The organism is Ferrimonas pelagia (assembly GCF_039543565.1).
Taxonomy (GTDB): Bacteria; Pseudomonadota; Gammaproteobacteria; order Enterobacterales; family Shewanellaceae; genus Ferrimonas; species Ferrimonas pelagia.
The window spans coordinates 76,425-93,947 of the sequence record NZ_BAABJZ010000008.1 but is presented as its reverse complement, the minus strand read 5'-3'; the positions used below and the strand labels follow the sequence as shown (position 1 = coordinate 93,947).

At 55.9% G+C, this 17,523-nt stretch carries 14 protein-coding genes and 16 tRNA genes; 6 read left to right on the top strand and 24 right to left on the bottom strand.

What is annotated here, in order from left to right:
• Positions 1–34: 34 nt before the first annotated feature.
• The 16 genes from ABEA08_RS04170 to ABEA08_RS04095 all read right to left on the bottom strand — a co-directional run bounded on the left by ABEA08_RS04170 (position 35) and on the right by ABEA08_RS04095 (position 2,702).
• Positions 35–111 (bottom strand) — tRNA-Met (locus ABEA08_RS04170).
• Positions 112–177: 66 nt separating this feature from the next.
• Positions 178–254 (bottom strand) — tRNA-Met (locus ABEA08_RS04165).
• 51 nt (positions 255–305) lie between these two features.
• Positions 306–395, bottom strand: a tRNA-Ser gene (locus tag ABEA08_RS04160).
• 813 nt (positions 396–1,208) lie between these two features.
• Positions 1,209–1,283 (bottom strand) — tRNA-Gln (locus tag ABEA08_RS04155).
• Between the two features lie 5 nt (positions 1,284–1,288).
• Positions 1,289–1,373: transfer RNA gene (locus ABEA08_RS04150), tRNA-Leu, on the bottom strand.
• Positions 1,374–1,409: 36 nt separating this feature from the next.
• A tRNA-Met gene (locus ABEA08_RS04145) sits at positions 1,410–1,486 on the bottom strand.
• A 41-nt stretch (positions 1,487–1,527) separates the two neighbouring features.
• Positions 1,528–1,602 (bottom strand) — tRNA-Gln (locus ABEA08_RS04140).
• Between the two features lie 40 nt (positions 1,603–1,642).
• Positions 1,643–1,717 (bottom strand) — tRNA-Gln (locus ABEA08_RS04135).
• A 41-nt stretch (positions 1,718–1,758) separates the two neighbouring features.
• Positions 1,759–1,833, bottom strand: a tRNA-Gln gene (locus ABEA08_RS04130).
• A 40-nt stretch (positions 1,834–1,873) separates the two neighbouring features.
• Positions 1,874–1,948, bottom strand: a tRNA-Gln gene (locus ABEA08_RS04125).
• Positions 1,949–1,986: 38 nt separating this feature from the next.
• Positions 1,987–2,063: transfer RNA gene (locus tag ABEA08_RS04120), tRNA-Met, on the bottom strand.
• 42 nt (positions 2,064–2,105) lie between these two features.
• Positions 2,106–2,180, bottom strand: a tRNA-Gln gene (locus ABEA08_RS04115).
• Positions 2,181–2,303: 123 nt separating this feature from the next.
• Positions 2,304–2,380, bottom strand: a tRNA-Met gene (locus ABEA08_RS04110).
• A 42-nt stretch (positions 2,381–2,422) separates the two neighbouring features.
• Positions 2,423–2,497, bottom strand: a tRNA-Gln gene (locus ABEA08_RS04105).
• A gap of 5 nt (positions 2,498–2,502) precedes the next feature.
• Positions 2,503–2,587, bottom strand: a tRNA-Leu gene (locus ABEA08_RS04100).
• A 38-nt stretch (positions 2,588–2,625) separates the two neighbouring features.
• Positions 2,626–2,702: transfer RNA gene (locus ABEA08_RS04095), tRNA-Met, on the bottom strand.
• Positions 2,703–3,026: 324 nt separating this feature from the next.
• Here ABEA08_RS04095 and ABEA08_RS04090 point away from each other — a divergent pair.
• Positions 3,027–4,295 carry an O-acetylhomoserine aminocarboxypropyltransferase/cysteine synthase family protein gene (locus ABEA08_RS04090; protein ID WP_345333590.1) on the top strand — a complete coding sequence of 423 codons (1,269 nt, stop codon included), beginning with the start codon at positions 3,027–3,029 and terminating at the stop codon, positions 4,293–4,295.
• Between the two features lie 63 nt (positions 4,296–4,358).
• Here the strand turns inward: ABEA08_RS04090 and ABEA08_RS04085 are convergent, their stop codons facing one another.
• From ABEA08_RS04085 to lolB, 8 genes are all read right to left on the bottom strand, one after another.
• Positions 4,359–5,612: a DUF945 family protein gene (locus ABEA08_RS04085; RefSeq protein ID WP_345333588.1), complete on the bottom strand. Its 1,254-nt coding sequence runs from the start codon at positions 5,610–5,612 to the stop codon at positions 4,359–4,361.
• 94 nt (positions 5,613–5,706) lie between these two features.
• Complete coding sequence (locus ABEA08_RS04080) at positions 5,707–6,966, bottom strand: DUF945 family protein (RefSeq protein WP_345333586.1); 1,260 nt, start codon at positions 6,964–6,966, stop codon at positions 5,707–5,709.
• A gap of 102 nt (positions 6,967–7,068) precedes the next feature.
• Positions 7,069–8,160 (bottom strand): redox-regulated ATPase YchF, encoded by a 1,092-nt coding sequence (gene ychF, locus ABEA08_RS04075; RefSeq protein WP_345333584.1) that lies wholly within the window; start codon positions 8,158–8,160, stop codon positions 7,069–7,071.
• Between the two features lie 22 nt (positions 8,161–8,182).
• Positions 8,183–8,779 (bottom strand): aminoacyl-tRNA hydrolase, encoded by a 597-nt coding sequence (gene pth, locus ABEA08_RS04070; RefSeq protein ID WP_345333582.1) that lies wholly within the window; start codon positions 8,777–8,779, stop codon positions 8,183–8,185.
• Positions 8,780–8,781: 2 nt separating this feature from the next.
• Positions 8,782–9,414 (bottom strand): 50S ribosomal protein L25/general stress protein Ctc, encoded by a 633-nt coding sequence (locus ABEA08_RS04065; RefSeq protein WP_345333580.1) that lies wholly within the window; start codon positions 9,412–9,414, stop codon positions 8,782–8,784.
• 326 nt (positions 9,415–9,740) lie between these two features.
• Positions 9,741–10,688 (bottom strand): ribose-phosphate pyrophosphokinase, encoded by a 948-nt coding sequence (locus tag ABEA08_RS04060; RefSeq protein ID WP_345333578.1) that lies wholly within the window; start codon positions 10,686–10,688, stop codon positions 9,741–9,743.
• 181 nt (positions 10,689–10,869) lie between these two features.
• Positions 10,870–11,721, bottom strand: a complete 852-nt coding sequence (gene ispE, locus ABEA08_RS04055) for a 4-(cytidine 5'-diphospho)-2-C-methyl-D-erythritol kinase (RefSeq protein WP_345333576.1) — start codon at positions 11,719–11,721, stop codon at positions 10,870–10,872.
• Positions 11,722–11,728: 7 nt separating this feature from the next.
• The gene (lolB, locus tag ABEA08_RS04050; protein ID WP_345333574.1) at positions 11,729–12,322 is read right to left on the bottom strand and encodes a lipoprotein insertase outer membrane protein LolB; all 594 of its coding nucleotides are present in this window, start codon (positions 12,320–12,322) and stop codon (positions 11,729–11,731) included.
• A 147-nt stretch (positions 12,323–12,469) separates the two neighbouring features.
• Between lolB and hemA the strand changes: the two genes are divergently transcribed.
• The 5 genes from hemA to ABEA08_RS04025 all read left to right on the top strand — a co-directional run bounded on the left by hemA (position 12,470) and on the right by ABEA08_RS04025 (position 17,499).
• A complete protein-coding gene (hemA, locus tag ABEA08_RS04045) occupies positions 12,470–13,720 on the top strand; it encodes a glutamyl-tRNA reductase (RefSeq protein WP_345333571.1) in 1,251 nt (416 codons plus the stop codon).
• 68 nt (positions 13,721–13,788) lie between these two features.
• Entirely contained in the window at positions 13,789–14,868 is a 1,080-nt protein-coding gene (gene prfA, locus ABEA08_RS04040) for a peptide chain release factor 1 (protein ID WP_345333569.1), read from the top strand.
• A gap of 4 nt (positions 14,869–14,872) precedes the next feature.
• Positions 14,873–15,721 carry a peptide chain release factor N(5)-glutamine methyltransferase gene (gene prmC / locus ABEA08_RS04035; RefSeq protein ID WP_345333567.1) on the top strand — a complete coding sequence of 283 codons (849 nt, stop codon included), beginning with the start codon at positions 14,873–14,875 and terminating at the stop codon, positions 15,719–15,721.
• A gap of 46 nt (positions 15,722–15,767) precedes the next feature.
• Positions 15,768–16,148 (top strand): SirB2 family protein, encoded by a 381-nt coding sequence (locus ABEA08_RS04030; RefSeq protein ID WP_345333565.1) that lies wholly within the window; start codon positions 15,768–15,770, stop codon positions 16,146–16,148.
• 106 nt (positions 16,149–16,254) lie between these two features.
• Positions 16,255–17,499, top strand: coding sequence for a DUF819 family protein (locus ABEA08_RS04025; protein WP_345333563.1), 1,245 nt, complete (start codon positions 16,255–16,257; stop codon positions 17,497–17,499).
• Positions 17,500–17,523: the final 24 nt, after the last annotated feature.

The window sequence follows — 17,523 nt, the reverse complement described above, 5'->3', positions numbered from 1 at the left end:
CATTAAGCCAAAAATACATCGACTTAAAGGAAAGTGGTTGCGGAGACCGGATTTGAACCGATGACCTTCGGGTTATGAGCCCGACGAGCTACCATGCTGCTCCACTCCGCGTCCGAGTGTCTTATTTGACTTCTAAGAGGGAAGGCTCGAATCAAAGTAAATCAATTCGATGAAAAGTGGTTGCGGGAGCTGGATTTGAACCAACGACCTTCGGGTTATGAGCCCGACGAGCTACCAAGCTGCTCCATCCCGCGTCCGTGTTGTCACTTTCTTTGGTAAAAGAACATTGCCCCAGACAGAAGCAATGGCGGTGAGGGAGGGATTCGAACCCTCGATAGGTTTTAGCCTATACGCCCTTAGCAGGGGCGCGCCTTCAGCCACTCGGCCACCTCACCTTTAGTGCGGGACGGAGTATTACAAACTCTGAGGGGCATGGCTAGAGCAAAAAGTTCGTTTGCTTGGTTATTGAACAGGGTGGCGACGGGCTGAGCGTTTGTTGTTGGTAGAGTGAGCGAGACTGTGTTGAATTCGCTGCTTTGCTTTTGTCGTCAGCTCCTTGCTGTTGGCCGATACTCGCTGAGTGGGGAGGCGTTGCCACGGTGGAGGTCGAGCGCAGCTGTATTTTTCGGGTGCTTTTTGTCCGATGAGGCCGGACGTTTCGATGCAAGTTATCGAAATGCGTTGGCGCAGGATCTTTGGGAGGGTTTGAGAGCCATTTGGTTTGACTGTTTTTGCTTAAAACTGGGCGGGATCCGGTGATCACGTCCGTGCGTTGAGCTCACCTCAATGAGGGGGGATTGCGTTTTGGGGATGAACGAGGAGATGGAAGATCGGCCGTCTGGTGTGTTTACCAGCCGTTGTTTTGCTTTTAGCCACTGTGCTTCTATTTGGAATGATGTGTATTGCACTGACATCCATCACTTTGATCGAGGGCTGAAGAGCACGCTAGCCTGAGATGGAAGGGGTCGATTTGGATCAACTGGGATGGGGAGAGCAGACGCGATCAGCATGGACGTACGGAGGCGTTGTGATGTCGTGAGTCATCGAGGGTACAAGCAAGCTTGCTTTGATGGTCACCGGCAGAGAGGCGGACTCGTCATATTGGCAGATGAGAGGCTGGGTGGGATCGTTTGGGAAGTCATATCCAGCAGTGGCGTAGCATTTTTTCCGGATACAAAAAAAACCGACCAATGGTCGGTTTTTGTAAATGGCTGGGCTACCAGGATTCGAACCTGGGAATGGCGGGATCAAAACCCGCTGCCTTACCGCTTGGCGATAGCCCAAAAGATGGTGCGGACGGAGAGACTTGAACTCTCACACCGTAAGATACCAGAACCTAAATCTGGCGCGTCTACCAATTCCGCCACGTCCGCAAAAATCTGTAATTATCTGCTTGGTAGTGCAAATAATGGTGGCTACGGCGGGACTTGAACCTGCGACCCCGGCATTATGAGTGCCGTGCTCTAACCAGCTGAGCTACGTAGCCATCTAACTTGACGTGAAACCCGCAATGCGTGTTTCTAAAAATGGCTGGACTACCAGGATTCGAACCTGGGAATGGCGGGATCAAAACCCGCTGCCTTACCGCTTGGCGATAGTCCAACTAAGTTGCTTCTGCTGCGAGAGCACAAGACTTGAAAAATGGCTGGACTACCAGGATTCGAACCTGGGAATGGCGGGATCAAAACCCGCTGCCTTACCGCTTGGCGATAGTCCAACTTAAGTTGCTTCTGCTGCGAGAGCACAAGACTTGAAAAATGGCTGGACTACCAGGATTCGAACCTGGGAATGGCGGGATCAAAACCCGCTGCCTTACCGCTTGGCGATAGTCCAACTAAGTTGCTTCTGCTGCGAGAGCACAAGACTTGAAAAATGGCTGGACTACCAGGATTCGAACCTGGGAATGGCGGGATCAAAACCCGCTGCCTTACCGCTTGGCGATAGTCCAACTAGGGTGCTTAAAGCGAACTTTAAGACTTGAAACAATGGTGGCTACGGCGGGACTTGAACCTGCGACCCCGGCATTATGAGTGCCGTGCTCTAACCAGCTGAGCTACGTAGCCATCTAACTTGTTGTGAAACCCGCAGTGCGTGTTTCTAAAAAATGGCTGGACTACCAGGATTCGAACCTGGGAATGGCGGGATCAAAACCCGCTGCCTTACCGCTTGGCGATAGTCCAACTAGGGTGCTTAAAGTAAACTTTAAGACTTGAAACAACGGTGGCCACGGCGGGATTGGCCTGTGACGCCTCAGTGTTAGCTGAGTGCCATGCACTTTCCTTTCGCCATAACAACGATGTTTATGGTGGCTACGGCGGGACTTGAACCTGCGACCCCGGCATTATGAGTGCCGTGCTCTAACCAGCTGAGCTACGTAGCCATCTAACTTGTTGTGAAACCCGCGATGCGTGTTTCTAAATAGTGGCTGGACTACCAGGATTCGAACCTGGGAATGGCGGGATCAAAACCCGCTGCCTTACCGCTTGGCGATAGTCCAACAGATGGTGCGGACGGAGAGACTTGAACTCTCACACCGTAAGATACCAGAACCTAAATCTGGCGCGTCTACCAATTCCGCCACGTCCGCACTGATTTTTCACATCCATCACTTGGTAGTGTGAAAGATGGTGGCTACGGCGGGACTTGAACCTGCGACCCCGGCATTATGAGTGCCGTGCTCTAACCAGCTGAGCTACGTAGCCATGCGCTTCTCGTTGGAAGCGGGGCGTATTATGCTGAGTTGGTTTGGTAGCGTCAACTGCTTTGCCAGCAAAAAGTCCTGCGGCACGTTGCGTTCGCCCGCAAAGTAAACAGACTAGGCAAAAACTCGCCGGCTTAACACCGCCTGCGGCGAAAAAAAACACGGATGAAAGATGATTTTGCTGATGACTGTGAGTGAAACTTCTTGCTGGGATAGCAAAATCTTTGCCGAACCCGCCCAATATTTGTTCGTAAGGATTGCGATGCATCATGGAACTGGTTTAGTTTAGACGTCTAAACGTCCGCATTTGGCAAGGAGCCACGACATGAAAGATGCAACACTGGCCATTCATCATGGCTATGAGACCGATCCCACCACCAAGTCTGTGGCGACACCTATCTACCAGACGGTCGCGTATGAGTTTGACAGCGCTCAGCACGGGGCGGATCTGTTTAATCTGGCGACGCCGGGCAATATTTATACGCGGATCATGAACCCCACCACGGATGTGCTGGAACAGCGGATGGCTGCTTTGGAGGGAGGCGTTGCCAGTTTGGCGGTCAGTGCTGGCTCGGCAGCGATCCAATATGCGGTGATGACGCTAGCGTCTCAGGGCCACAATATTGTTACGACGCCACAGCTTTATGGTGGTACCTACACATTGTTTGCCCACATGCTGCCAAGTATGGGCATTGAGGTGCGGTTTGCGGCCAGCGACGCCGCTGAGGATGTCGCGCAATTAATTGACGAAAATACACGGGCGGTTTTTTGCGAGAGCATTGGAAACCCGGCTGGGAATGTGGCGGATCTTAGCGCCTTGGCTGCGGCGGCACATGCCGGTGGGGTGCCCTTGGTGGTAGATAACACCGTTGCGACGCCGATTTTGTGTAAGCCTTTCGAGTTTGGTGCCGACATTGTTGTGCATTCGTTGACGAAGTACGCGGGTGGCCATGGTACCTCTTTGGGAGGCGTCATTGTTGATTCGGGCAAGTTTGATTGGCCGGCGCACGCTGAGCGTTTTCCGCAGTTTAGTGAGCCGGAAGCGGCTTATCACGGTGTGATCTACAACGAGGCGTTTGGCCCGGCGGCGTTTATTGGCCGGGTACGTACTGTCGCACTGCGCAACACAGGTGCTGCGATCTCGCCGTTTAACGCGTTTTTGATCATGCAGGGCATTGAAACCCTGCCGCTGCGGATGGAGCGTCATTGTGAGAATGCAATCCGGGTTGCTGAGTACTTGCTTGGTCATGAGGCGGTGGAGTGGGTGAGCTTTGCGGGTTTGACTGAGCATGGTGATCACGGCAGAGCACAGGAGTACATCAAAGGTGGGATCCCAAGCTCACTGCTGAGCTTTGGATTGAAAGGTGGCTATGACGCCGGGGTAACGTTTTACGATAAGCTGGCGCTGTTTAAACGTTTGGTCAACATTGGCGATGCCAAGTCATTGGCTTGTCATCCGGCTTCGACCACGCACCGGCAGATGAATGCGCAGGAGCTGCAGAGCGCTGGCGTCAGTGGCGAGATGATCCGTTTGTGCGTGGGCATCGAGCATATTGATGACATTCTGGCCGATCTCGCTCAAGCCTTAGGGTAAACAGCACGGATTGGGTAAGCCCACGCAATGTGGGCTTGTTGTCGGTGTGGGCAGGCCCTTTCGCTAGAGCGTTTCGGTCGGGGCGCTAAAGCTGGCTGTGCCTTGTTGAAACTGAAATCGGGTTTGCCAGAGGGCGTGCTCTGTGTTCAGTTTTTGCTTGGCTTTGAGGTGCGCGACCATGTCAGCCAAAGGGTGTTGGGCAAACAGGCTGTCATTGAAATGAATGTCGAGGTCCACCTCCAGTGCGGCAAGCAGGGATCGTTGGTAGCTGCTTGGCATGCCAAGTAGCTCAATATGACCTGCGGTGTAGAGCTGACCATCGATGTGTTGATTGGGCAGTGCGAGGGTGATCTGCCCTTGCAACTGATCCAGTTGCCAACGCGCACCTTGTTGCAGGAGTTGTCGGATCAGTAACTCCATTTCAAACGAGGCTTGTTGCGGTGGCAACTGGCTGAGTGCCAGAAAGCGTCGATAGAGTGCGCTGTTGATGCCGTCCACTTGGTTGTGGAAAGTGAATTGATTCAGCTTTAGTTCCAGCTCCTCTCTGGCCCAGTGCAAGGCCAGTTGGTCAATATTCAGATCTGAGCGAATTTGCATCTCCCGCCGTTTGTCATCGATGTTGGCGTGCAGTGACAAGCCGGTCAATGTCAGGTCGGTGTCTTGCTCATCCTGATATGACAAGGCGGCCAGTGTCAGCGCAGTGCGCGGCATGTCATAAATGTCGTCAATCAGAGTGGCGTCGAGTTCTATCCCTAATTGTTCAAACGTCAATGTGTGTTCGCCGTGGATCAGGTTCATGTCCTGCCATTGTAGGGCGAGATCCCAGTGGCTGAGGTCCAAATGAAATGCGCCAGAGAGGGTAAGGGAGCCGAGTTCAATGCGGTTTTGTGGTGACAGCACCAGCGTCATTGGTTCAAGTTGATAGCGGTACGCGCCGCGGTTGCCGAGTATGGACGCATGCCATTGGCTGTGTTGTTTGGGGGCCGAAAGTGTCCCCTCAAGCAAGGCTAAGCTGCTGTGAACGAAGTCGATGTGGGTGCTGCCTTTGACCAACAGTGGCCAAAACTGCAATTGTTGGATGATCACCAAGGTGATAGGACTGTCCAGGTTCGGATCGTGGAGCGTCAGGGTATAGTGCTCATGACGTTGAAAGGGCGCGGGGCGGGCGCTTCGGATCTGCAGTTCGATGCCGGGTTGTTGTTTGATTAACTCCAACTGTTTACCAAGCACGTCCTGATAGATCTGACCGGTCAGATGGCTGGCAAAGAGAAGGCTGGACAGGATCAGCAAACCTGTCAGAGCGATTTTTTTCTTCATGATGAGCTCCTTGAACAGCAGAGCCCCAGCATGCCAGATCGGACTCACAAAAAAAGCCCGACTAAAGTCAGGCTTTTCATTTTTTTAAGCAGTATTACAAGGCAAATTGTAAGCCGTTGAATGTTGCCACACCTTGCTTAAAGGCAAACTGAGTGGTGAGTTTGGCTTCGCTTTGCTTTAGGTAACCGGCTTCGACCAGTTGCGGCAGCATGGGACCAAACGGGTGCTCGGCAAACATAGCGTCGCTGATGGTTAAATCAATCTCGGCATCAAGCTTTGCCAGTGCCATCATTGGGTGGATCAGCTCACTGAACTTGATCGGGGCAAGATCGACGCGGCCACGGGAGTCGAACTCACCTTTGATGATCTGTCCCGGCAGGGCGATGTCGACTTGTCCGCCAATCTCGCTGAGCTGCCATTGCAGGCCTTTGTCGATGAGCTGATCCAACGCTTGCATCGCTTCGGCTTCCATCTTGTCGGCATCGAGTTGACCTAGGTTAACCAATCGGCGATAAGCATCCGCATTTAGACCGGCCAAGGCGCTATTGAAGCGCAGTTGATCGACACGAATGTGGGTTTGCTCAAGTGGCGATTCGAAGTGAAACTGTTCAACGGCGATCTGGTTCGCAAAGGTTTTGCTGCTGTCGTGCTCGGTCGACTGGCTGCTGATCACCAAATTGGTCAATTGCAGCTGTTCATCATTTTTGAACTGGAGACTGGCAATGCTCATGGCAAAATTGGGAATGTCGTAGACGTTATCAACCAGAACGGAGTCGACCTCCATCATCACAGGACCTATCTCCAACACGGCGTCATCGGCTTGAAACTCAATGCTCTGCAAGGTGGTGGTTCCACTGCTGCTGGACATATCCAGTGCAAAGCTGCCGGAAAATTCAATCGGCTCAAGGGTGACGGTCACGCCAGGCTCAGGTGAAAAACGCATTGGACCGAGTTGGAAGTTGTGTTGTCCGCTTTGACTCAGCACAGAGGCGGTCCAGCCGCCGCTTTGCGTTGGGGCTTGTTCGATGTAGCTTTGCAGCTGCGCTAAGCTGCCTTGACTCAGATCGATCCGCATGTCGGCGCTGATGTATAACGGCCAGAAACGCAGGTTTTGTTGGATATACAGCTCTATCGGTTGGTCAAATTCCGGATTTGTGACCGTCATGTGGAACTGCTCGGTGCGGCTGAACAGACCTTGCTCGGTGACCGTGATGTCGATGCTTAGTTCTGCTTGCTGCTGTGCGGTGAGCCATTGTGTCTGAAGGATCTCATCGTATTGCGTGCCGGTATACCATGCCGTGCCGACGGCGCTAGAACCAATGACAGCACCGGCGATAAAAAGCCATTTTTTCATTGCGTTGCATTCCATTATATTGGCAGTCGAGCCCGACTATGACATAACGCAGCGCAAAAAAAAGCCTGACGGGAGTCAGGCTTGTTTGAAGCGGTCAATCGCTTACACGTTGAACAGGAAATGAATTACGTCGCCATCTTTGACGATGTAACCCTTACCTTCAGAGCGCTTCTTACCGGCGTCTTTGGCGGCGTTTTCACCGCCCAGCTCGATGTAGTCGTCGTAGGCGATCACTTCGGCGCGGATGTAGCCACGCTCGAAGTCGGTGTGGATCTTACCGGCTGCCTGTGGGCCTGTAGCGCCAACTGGGATGGTCCAAGCACGCACTTCCTTCACACCCGCAGTGAAGTAGGTCTGCAGGTTCAGCAGCTCGTAACCAGAACGGATCACGCGGTTCAGGCCCGGCTCATCAATGCCCAGATCGGCCATAAACTCTTCGCGATCTTCGTCGTCCAGCTCGGAGATCTCAGACTCGATCTCGGCACAAACGGCCACTACAACGGCGTTTTCACCGGCGGCGATCTCGCGCACCTTGTCCAGGTACGGGTTGTTCTCGAAGCCGTCGTCGTTGACGTTGGCGATGTACATGGTCGGCTTCAGGGTCAGCAGGCCCATGTATTCGATGATGGCTTTCTCGTCGTCGCTCAGCTCAACCGAGCGGGCCATGCCACCGGCTTCCAGTACGGGCTGGATCTTCTCCAGCACGACAATTTCCGCTTTGGCGTCTTTATCGCCGCCTTTGGCGCGTTTACCCAGACGGAAGATCGCCTTCTCGACGGCATCCATATCGGCCAACGCCAGCTCGGTGTTGATCACTTCGATGTCGTCCTGCGGGTTTACCCCACCGGAGACGTGAACGATGTTGTCGTTCTCGAAGCAGCGCACTACGTGGCCGATGGCGTCGGTTTCACGGATGTTGGCCAGGAACTTGTTGCCCAGACCTTCCCCGGTGGAGGCGCCTTTCACCAGACCGGCGATGTCCACGAACTCCATGGTGGTCGGCAGCACGCGCTGCGGGTTAACTATGGCCGCCAGCGCGTCCAAACGTTTGTCTGGCACAGGCACGACGCCGGTGTTTGGTTCAATGGTACAGAACGGAAAGTTGGCCGCTTCGATACCCGCTTTGGTCAGTGCGTTAAACAGGGTGGATTTGCCGACGTTCGGCAGGCCCACGATGCCACATTTAAAACCCATGGTGATGTAACCTTTGTGTCGATTAGGCCGGTTGGGCCGAGAAAGTGTGCAGGCGCGTTTGCGCCTTGGTCATGCCGTCTTTGAGCAAGATGTCAATGCTGCGGCATGCTTCATCAATGGCCTCGTCCATGGCCCGTTGTTCGTTGGCTGGGGCCTTGCCCAGCACATAACCGGTCACGCGATTGCGATCGCCAGGGTGGCCGATCCCGACACGCAGCCGGTAGAAATTCTTGTTGTTGCCTAGCCGGGCAATGATGTCCTTCAGGCCGTTGTGGCCGCCATGACCGCCGCCTTGTTTGATGCGGGCTACGCCAGGGGGCAGATCCAGTTCATCGTGTACCACTAAGATCTCCTCCGGCTCGATGCCGTAGAAGTTGGCTAGGGTACCGACCGCTTTACCGGACAGGTTCATGAAGGTGGTCGGGATCAACAGGCGCAGATCGGTGCCCCCGGACTGGAGTCGGGCGGTCTTGCCGAAAAATTTGCTTTCGGCCTTCAGCGTTAGGTTGTGCTGGCGCGCCAGTTCGTTGATCAACCATTCTCCGGCGTTATGCCGGGTATTAGCGTATTCGGGGCCTGGATTGGCCAGGCCCACGATTAAACGGATGTTACTGCTCACCGTTACTCTTCTGTCGTTTCGCTGTCAGCGCCTTCCGCGTCATCATCTTCGCTGGCGCCTTTGGCCGGCTTGATGGTGACGACGGACAGATCCTGGCTGTCTTCGCCTTTGCTCAATGCCACCAACTCGACGCCTTGCGGCAGAGTGATGTCATGCAAGTGCAAGCTTTGGCCGGCTTCCAGTGCCAGGATATCGATCTCGATATACTCGGGCAGATCCTTCGGCAAGCAGCGCACTTCCACTTCGTTGAGCAGGTGCATGACCGTTCCGCCGGCACGAGCGCCGACACTGTCTTCTTCATTGATGAAGTGCAGTGGAACGCTGGCGTTCATGGCGGTGCCGCGAACGATGCGTTGGAAATCCAGGTGCATCAGCTTGGGTTTAAACGGGTGGCGTTGGACCGCTTTCACGATCACTTCTTCGCTGTTTCCGTCGATATTCAGTGTCAGCACGTGGCTGTAAAATGCCTCATTTTCCTGCGCTTTGTTGATCTTGTTGTGATCCAAAGTCAGGGAGACGGGCTCTTTGTCTGCACCATATAACACCGCTGGTACAAGACCCGCATGACGCAGCCGGCGGCTCGCTCCGGTGCCGATCTCAGTGCGGATCTGTGCGTCAAAATTAAAATCTGACATGTTAACTCTCTCCTTGTGTGGGTGTCTGTTTCGTCTCCGCGACCAGAGACGAGCCTAATTCCTTTAGACGAAGGCGCGGCAGTTTACCACTTTGTGGTGGATAGGCTCAAATTTGGGACAAGTGCCGTTCACTCACAGTGCGCTCGCTCGTCGTTCCAGATCGGTTTGAGTCTGTGATCTGATCTGGTTCCCTACGCCGAGACCCTAGTTATAGGTCGCTGTACTTCGGCCCGACAAATTTAGCAGGCTTGCTAGCGGCTTGCTGAAAACAAAAAAAACGCCCCGCCCACAAGGTGTGGGCGGGGCGTCAATCGGCGGGTTTAAGCTTAGTGCTCGAACATCGCGGAGATGGACTCTTCGTTGCTGACGCGACGGATGGCTTCGGCCATTACGCCGGACATGGTCAGCTGAGAGACCTTGCCGGTGGCTTTCATCTCGTCGCTTAGCGGCACGGTATCGGTCACGATCACTTCATCGATCACCGACTCTCTGATGTTCTTTGGTGCATTACCGGAGAAGATCGGGTGGGTGGCGTAAGCAAAGACGCGACGTGCACCGTGCTCTTTCAGCGCTTCGGCGGCCTTACACAGGGTGCCACCGGTGTCGATCATGTCATCAACGATGATGCAGTCACGATCCTTAACGTCACCAATGATGTGCATCACCTGAGAGACGTTCGCCGCTGGGCGACGTTTGTCGATGATGGCCAGATCGCTGTCATCCAGCAGTTTGGCAACGGCGCGGGCACGTACCACACCGCCGATGTCCGGAGACACTACCACTGGGTTATCCAGGTTGCGCTGCTGCATGTCTTCCAGCAGCACCGGGCTACCAAACACGTTATCAACCGGTACGTCGAAGAAGCCTTGGATCTGCTCTGCGTGCAGATCACAGGTCAGAACGCGGTCAACGCCGACGCTGGACAGGAAGTCGGCGACCACTTTGGCGGTGATCGGCACACGAGCGGAGCGAACACGGCGATCTTGACGGGCATAACCAAAGTAGGGGATCACGGCAGTGATACGACCGGCAGAGGCACGACGCAATGCATCAACCATTACGATCAATTCCATCAGGTTGTCGTTGGTTGGGGCACAGGTTGATTGGATAATGAAGACGTCGGAGCCACGCACGTTTTCATTAATTTGGACACTGATCTCACCGTCAGAGAAACGGCCTACTTCGGCGTCACCGAGGGAAGAGTAGAGGCGTTGGGCGATGAGTTTTGCTAGTTCCGGGTTGGCGTTACCGGTAAACAGCTTAATGTCGGGCACAGGATGAACCTCAGGCTTGTTAGCTTTGGGACTGGAGCCAGATCGTGTCGATCTGTGAACCAAAACCCCTCGAAAGAACCAGTCTTACTTTGGTGCAATTCTATCCGTGACGGGCAATGGTGTGCGCCCGCCACGTTGGCAAGCATCAGTACAGGACAGAATGCATGCCTTTTAATTGTTTTTATTGGTCGAGCATGGCCAAGAGTGGCGAGCGGTTGCAACCTCGGGTCACGTGCGCTGTCCAGCCTTGAGGCAGTTCCGCCCAAGCGGTTTCGGCACTGTTTTTGTCAGAGAACACTCCGTACACACAGCTACCGGTCCCGGTCATTTTTGACGGCGCATATTCTAGCAACCACTCCAGCGCCTTTGCAACTTGTGGGTACTCATCACAAACGACCGCCTGACAGTCGTTTACCCAGCGTTCCGGCTGGTGTTCCAATGCTGTGATCTTGGCAGTATTACGGGGCAGTTCTGGGTGGTTGAACACCACGGCGGTACTGACTTCAACGGCGGGGATCACCAGCAGGTACCAAGGCTCTTCAACCTCTACCGGACGCAGTTGCTCACCAACGCCTTCGGCCATCGCGGCATGACCCCGTACAAAAACCGGTACATCGGCGCCCAGCGCTAAGCCGAGTTGGGCCAATTCATCCTCAGGGATCTGGGTGTTCCACAGTTGGTTGAGCGCCACAAGGGTGGTGGCAGCGTTGGAGGAGCCGCCGCCGATCCCACCGCCCATTGGCAGTTGTTTATCCAGTTCGATGTCGGCGCCCAACGTGCAGCCGCTGTGTTGCTGCAGCATGCGGGCGGCGCGAACGATGAGGTTATCCGCGCTGGCGACGCCAGGTAAGGCCGGGCTTAATTGGATCTCGCCATCGCGGCGGACGCCAAATCGGAGCCGGTCGCCCCAGTCAATAAATTGAAACAGGGTTTGCAGTTCGTGGTAGCCATCCGCCCGGCGACCATTGATGTGCAGGCACAGGTTTAGCTTGGCTGGGGCTGGCCACCAGGGGGAGGGTTGAGAAGCGGTCATGGGTGGATCAAGGCTCGGGTTGCCAATAAGAGATGGTCAATTTTATGCGTTGCTCGCCCTGACGCAACTCCAACTGGCGCGGAACCTTATGTCCGGCTTGTTGTTGCCAGCCTTTATAGTCGAGTTGCCAGCGTTCGCCGGTTTCCGGATGGATGAGCTCCAGCCGTAAGGGATCGCCCTGTTGGTCGTAGGTGAGCTGGGTGTTGTCACCGGGATCGCCCAGCAGATATTGACTGAGCTGGCTCAATGGCAACGGCCAGCCCGTTAACCGTAAGATCAGGGAATCTGGGCTGGTGCCGGTATAGTGCTGGCCATCCAGTTCAACGGTCGCAAGCCCGGGCTGACTGTTCAGGCTCAGCACCGTGCCGCCAAAGGGGTTGGTCAGGCGCAGATCTTCCTGGCCATAGCGGCCCAGATGACGCCAGTGTAGATTGGCAGATAGGCGTTGCTCAGGGGTGATCACACCCAGCTTGCCCCGCATGTGCCAGTTTTGTGTGGTGGCGATCTGCGCATCCTCCGCTGGCGGGCGAAAGCTTGCACAGCCGGAAATGACTGAGAGCAGTAATGAGAACAGGGCAAGTTTTAAGGGGATGTTAAGCATTGTTGTCCTGGTTTGTGCAGTTGGCCGCATTCATGACTGGAATGCTACGTAACTGTCCGATAAATATTTCCCCGCGCCACACTTTGTGCATAGAATTGCCCAGCGCCAAGGATTGAACAGGGATAAAGCGGTTTAGCTAATTTTGCCATGACGTTAGTAGCAATTGGGATCAATCACAAGACCGCAAGCGTGTCGTTGCGGGAGAAAGTCGCCTTTGGCCCGGACATACTCGGCGATGCCTTGAAAAGCCTGGCTGCCCAGACGCGGACCGGCGAAGCGGTCATCGTGTCGACGTGCAACCGAACGGAGTTATATACCAATCAGGTCGGATCTGACCGACTAATCGGCTGGCTCAGTCAGTTTCACAACCTAGATGAGGCGGAGCTGCGGCAGTGTATCTATCTGCACACCGACCAGAAGGCGGTTCAGCACCTGTTGCGGGTGTCGGCGGGCCTGGATTCATTGGTGCTGGGCGAGCCGCAGATCCTCGGTCAGATCAAGAAAGCTTTCTTCGATGCACGCGAGATGGGCACCATTGCCCATACGCTGGATCGTTTGTTTCAGCACACCTTCAAGGTCGCCAAGCGGATCCGGACCGAAACCGAGATCGGGGCCTCGGCGGTTTCGGTTGCCTTTGCGGCGGTGAACCTGGCCAAACACATCTTTGATGATCTGTCTAAGTCACGGGTGATGCTGGTGGGTGCTGGCGAGACCATTGAGTTGGTGGCGCGTCATCTGGGCGAGCAAGGCGCCGGCGAGATTGTGGTGGCGAACCGGACTTTGGCGCGTGCTCAAGGCATGGCGCAGGAGTTTGGCGCTGATGCGATCACCTTGCCGCAGATCCCGGAATATCTGCCTCAGTGTGACATCGTGATCTCGTCGACCGCTTCTCCTTTGCCTATCTTGGGCAAGGGCATGGTGGAGAATGCGCTGAAGAAGCGGCGGCAACAGGCGATGTTGTTGGTGGATATCGCGGTGCCTCGAGACATCGAAACCGAAGTGGGCGATCTGGAAAACGCCTACCTCTACACCGTCGACGATCTGCAAGGGATCGTGCAGAAGAATATGGCCAACCGGCTAGAGGCAGCCGAGCAGGCGGAATTGATCGCTCAGGAGCAATCATTAGAGTTCGTTAATTGGCTGCGCGGATTGGATTCGGTGGCCACCATCAAGCAGTACCGCCAGCAGAGTGAGGGCTTGAAACGCGCGGCGATGGAGCGGGCCATTGAGCGGTTGGAGCAGGGCGCCGACGCCGAGGCGGTGCTGAACGAATTGGCCAACAAGTTAACCAATAAGTTGATCCACGCACCGACCCAGGCGCTGTCAAAGGCTGCACGCAGCGGCGATCTAGATAGCCTGGAGCTCTTGCGCTCGGCCTTAGGTATCAACGACAATTAGCCTCATATTGAGTCGAATTTTCCCAACGGCCCGTTTTGACGGGCCGTTGTAGATCTATAGGGATCCCCATGAAACCGTCCGTTTACGCAAAGTTGGAAGCTCTGGTCGAGCGCTATGAAGAGGTGCAGGCGCTGCTGGGTGAGCCGGATGTGCTGGCCGATCAAGACCGTTTTCGCGGCCTGACCAAGGAGTATGCTCAGCTGGAGGAGGTGGTTAAAGCCTTCCGTGCCTATCAGCAGTCGCAGGAAGACATTGAAACCGCGCAGGAGATGATGTCCGATCCCGATATGGCTGAGATGGCCAAGGAGGAGTTGGAGGAGGCCCAGGCCAATACGGTTCGCCTGGAAGATGAGCTGCAGATCCTGCTGCTGCCAAAAGATCCTAAAGACGACAACGATTGCTTTGTTGAGATCCGGGCGGGTGCCGGTGGCGATGAGGCGGCGATCTTCGCCGGTGACTTGCTGCGCATGTACAGCAAGTTTGCTGAAACCACCGGTTGGAAAGTGGAGTTGATGTCGGCCACCCAAAGCGACATGGGCGGCTACAAAGAGGTGATCGCCAAGATCTCCGGCGATGCGGTGTACGGCAAGATGAAATTTGAGTCCGGTGGCCACCGGGTGCAGCGCGTGCCAGCCACTGAGTCCCAGGGGCGGATCCACACCTCGGCCTGCACCGTGGTGGTGATGCCGGAGATCCCGGAAGCGGAAGCGATCACCATCAACCCGTCTGATCTGCGTATCGATACCTTCCGCGCGTCCGGCGCCGGGGGCCAGCACGTCAACAAGACCGACTCCGCTATCCGTATTACCCACTTGCCATCCGGCGTCGTGGTCGAATGTCAGGACGATCGCTCCCAGCACAAGAACCGCGCCAAGGCGATGGCGGTTCTGGGGGCGCGCCTGCAGCAGGCGGAAGATGAGAAGCGCAAAGCGGAAGAGACGGATACCCGTCGCTCGCTGGTGGCGTCCGGCGACCGTTCTGAGCGTATTCGCACCTACAACTATCCACAGGGCCGAGTGTCCGATCACCGTATCAACCTGACGCTGTATCGCCTCAATGAGGTGATGGAGGGCGATCTGAATGCGCTGATGGATCCGATCCTGCAAGAGCATCAGGCCGATATGCTGGCGGCATTGGCAGAGGATTAAGCCGGTGCGCATCGATTACTGGTTGGCGCAGGCCAGCCAACGCTTAGCGAGCTCGGGCAGTCAGAGTGATCCGGACAGTCCGGCCATTGACGCCGAGGTGTTGTTGCTGTCGCTGCTGGGCAAGTCGCGCAGTTTTCTATTTACCTGGCCGGAGCATGCGCTGAATGCCGAGCAACTCAGTGCGTTAGAGCACCAGTTGCAACGACGTTATGCCGGTGAGCCGGTGGCGCACATCACCGGTGAGCGTGAGTTTTGGACCTTGTCGCTGCGCACCAATGCCAGCACGCTGATCCCCCGGCCCGATACCGAGTCTTTGGTGGAAGCGGCGCTGGCACTGCCGTTGCCGGCCGATGCAAAGGTGGTGGATCTGGGCACGGGCACCGGCGCGATCGCCCTGTCGCTGGCCTCAGAGCGGCCGGCATGGCAGGTGTCTGCGGTGGAGTATTCGCCGCAGGCGGCACAACTGGCGCGCGCCAATGCCGAGCGGCTGGATCTGGCTGTGCCTGTCTATCAGGGCAGTTGGTTTGAACCGCTGGCCGGCATGCGGTTTGATCTGATCATCTCCAATCCGCCCTACATCGATCCGGCCGATCATCATCTGGATGAGGGCGATGTCCGCTTTGAGCCCAAATCGGCACTGATCGCCGACAATCATGGCCTGGCGGATATTGAGCATTTGGCCAGTCATTGTGCAAGCTACCTCAATGACGGGGGCGTGCTGATGGTGGAGCACGGGTATGATCAAGCTGACGCGGTGCAGCGGATCTTTGTTGAGGCGGGATTGGGCGCGGTGGAGACCGGGCGAGATCTCGGTCGCAGAGATCGCTATACAATGGGGCGGATCACCCGTTAGCATAAGGACTGATAACCTAACGGCCTCATTATAGGGAAATTTCGCCATGCCTTACGAAGCGTTAAAACACATCCATATGACCACGATTGGTCTGAGCGTCGCGCTGTTGCTGCTGCGCTTTGTGTGGGTGATGAGAGGCTCAGCCATGATGCAGCAGAAATGGGTGAAAGTGCTGCCTCATGTAGTGGACACCCTGTTGCTGCTGTCCGGGATCGTGCTGATGATCACCACAGGCTGGATGCCGCTGCGTGATGCCTGGCTGACGGAAAAGTTGATCGCACTGGTGGCCTACATCGTATTGGGCGCCATTGCCCTGAAGGCCCCAAAGGGCAAGCTGTTTAAGAGCTTCGCCATGCTGGGCGCCTTGGGTTGGGTCTATTACATGGCGGTGCTGGCCATGACCAAGCAGGCGATGCTACTGGGTTAGTGTCACCCTGAGTTTGCCCAAGGGCCCTTTGTTCGCACAGGGCCCTTTTATCGTTTTGCCCGACGCGGTGAGATGAGTCACAGCGCGCGTATTTCAAGGAGTGAAGATGCAACAGGTGTGGTTAACCAATCCGGCGACGGTGTTGGGGTTATTGATGGTGGTGCTGGGGGCGGTGTTTTATACCTGCCACAGCGCGCACCCGTTTTGGCGTCGATTCTATACCTTCGTGCCGGCACTGCTGCTGTGTTACTTCATCCCGTCGCTGCTCAACACCTTTGGCGTGATCGATGGCAATGACAATACGCTGTACCATGTCGCGTCGCGCTATCTGCTGCCCACAGCGCTGGTGCTGTTAACGCTGAATCTGGATCTGAAGGCCATCGCCTCGTTGGGGCCCAAGGCCATCACCCTGTTTCTGGCCGGTACCCTCGGTATTGTGATCGGTGCGCCTATCGCCTTGTTGCTCACCTCGGCGCTGTTTCCTGAACTGCTCGATGGCAATGGGCCTGATGCGGTGTGGCGGGGCATGACGACGGTGGCCGGCAGCTGGATCGGCGGTGGGGCCAACCAGACGGCGATGAAGGAGATCTACGGTGTTGGTGACGCCATCTTCTCGGCGATGATCGCGGTGGATGTGCTGGTGGCCAATGCTTGGATGGCGGTGCTGCTGATCCTGGTGCCGCGGGCGGCGTCCTGGGACCGTAAGATGGGCGCCGACACGCAGGCGCTCACTGCGCTGCGGGAGAAGATGGTGGCCTGGCATGCCGAGCATGCGCGGATCCCGACCCTGCGCGATCTAATGGTGATCCTCGCGGTGGGCTTTGGCGCCACCGGGCTGGCCCATTATGGCGCCGATCAGATCGCGCCCTGGTTTGCTGCGAACTATCCGACGCTGGAGCGCTTTAGCCTGCATTCGGGGTTCTTCTGGTTGATGGTGTTGGCCACCAGCCTGGGTGTGATGTTGTCGATGACCCGGGCGCATCAACTTGAAGCGGTGGGGGCGTCCAAGGTAGGCTCTGCCGGGATCTACGTGTTAGTGGCCTCGATCGGCATGCACATGGATATTAAGGCGGTGATCGACACCCCAGTCTATTTTCTGCTGGGGGCGATCTGGATGCTGGTTCACGCCAGTATCATGCTGTTGGTGGCGCGCCTGATCCGTGCCCCGCTGTTTTATATGGCCGTGGGCAGTCAGGCCAACGTCGGTGGCGCGGCCAGCGCGCCGGTGGTGGCCGCAGCATTCCACCCGGCCTTGGCGCCGGTTGGGGTGCTCCTCGCCGTTCTAGGCTACGTACTGGGTACGTATATGGCTTGGTTCTGTGGACAAATTTTGCAAGTGCTGGCGAGTTAATGCTGGCAATTATTTGATTGAAGT

What these genes read in the sequence shown, in the direction of transcription:
- ABEA08_RS04090 (WP_345333590.1), top strand. Translation starts at nt 3,027, where the DNA reads ATGAAAGATGCAACACTGGCCATTCATCATGGCTATGAGACCGATCCC.
- ABEA08_RS04085 (WP_345333588.1), bottom strand. Translation starts at nt 5,612, where the DNA reads ATGAAGAAAAAAATCGCTCTGACAGGTTTGCTGATCCTGTCCAGCCTT.
- ABEA08_RS04080 (WP_345333586.1), bottom strand. Translation starts at nt 6,966, where the DNA reads ATGAAAAAATGGCTTTTTATCGCCGGTGCTGTCATTGGTTCTAGCGCC.
- ychF (WP_345333584.1), bottom strand. Translation starts at nt 8,160, where the DNA reads ATGGGTTTTAAATGTGGCATCGTGGGCCTGCCGAACGTCGGCAAATCC.
- ABEA08_RS04065 (WP_345333580.1), bottom strand. Translation starts at nt 9,414, where the DNA reads ATGTCAGATTTTAATTTTGACGCACAGATCCGCACTGAGATCGGCACC.
- ispE (WP_345333576.1), bottom strand. Translation starts at nt 11,721, where the DNA reads ATGACCGCTTCTCAACCCTCCCCCTGGTGGCCAGCCCCAGCCAAGCTA.
- lolB (WP_345333574.1), bottom strand. Translation starts at nt 12,322, where the DNA reads ATGCTTAACATCCCCTTAAAACTTGCCCTGTTCTCATTACTGCTCTCA.
- hemA (WP_345333571.1), top strand. Translation starts at nt 12,470, where the DNA reads ATGACGTTAGTAGCAATTGGGATCAATCACAAGACCGCAAGCGTGTCG.
- prfA (WP_345333569.1), top strand. Translation starts at nt 13,789, where the DNA reads ATGAAACCGTCCGTTTACGCAAAGTTGGAAGCTCTGGTCGAGCGCTAT.
- ABEA08_RS04030 (WP_345333565.1), top strand. Translation starts at nt 15,768, where the DNA reads ATGCCTTACGAAGCGTTAAAACACATCCATATGACCACGATTGGTCTG.
- ABEA08_RS04025 (WP_345333563.1), top strand. Translation starts at nt 16,255, where the DNA reads ATGCAACAGGTGTGGTTAACCAATCCGGCGACGGTGTTGGGGTTATTG.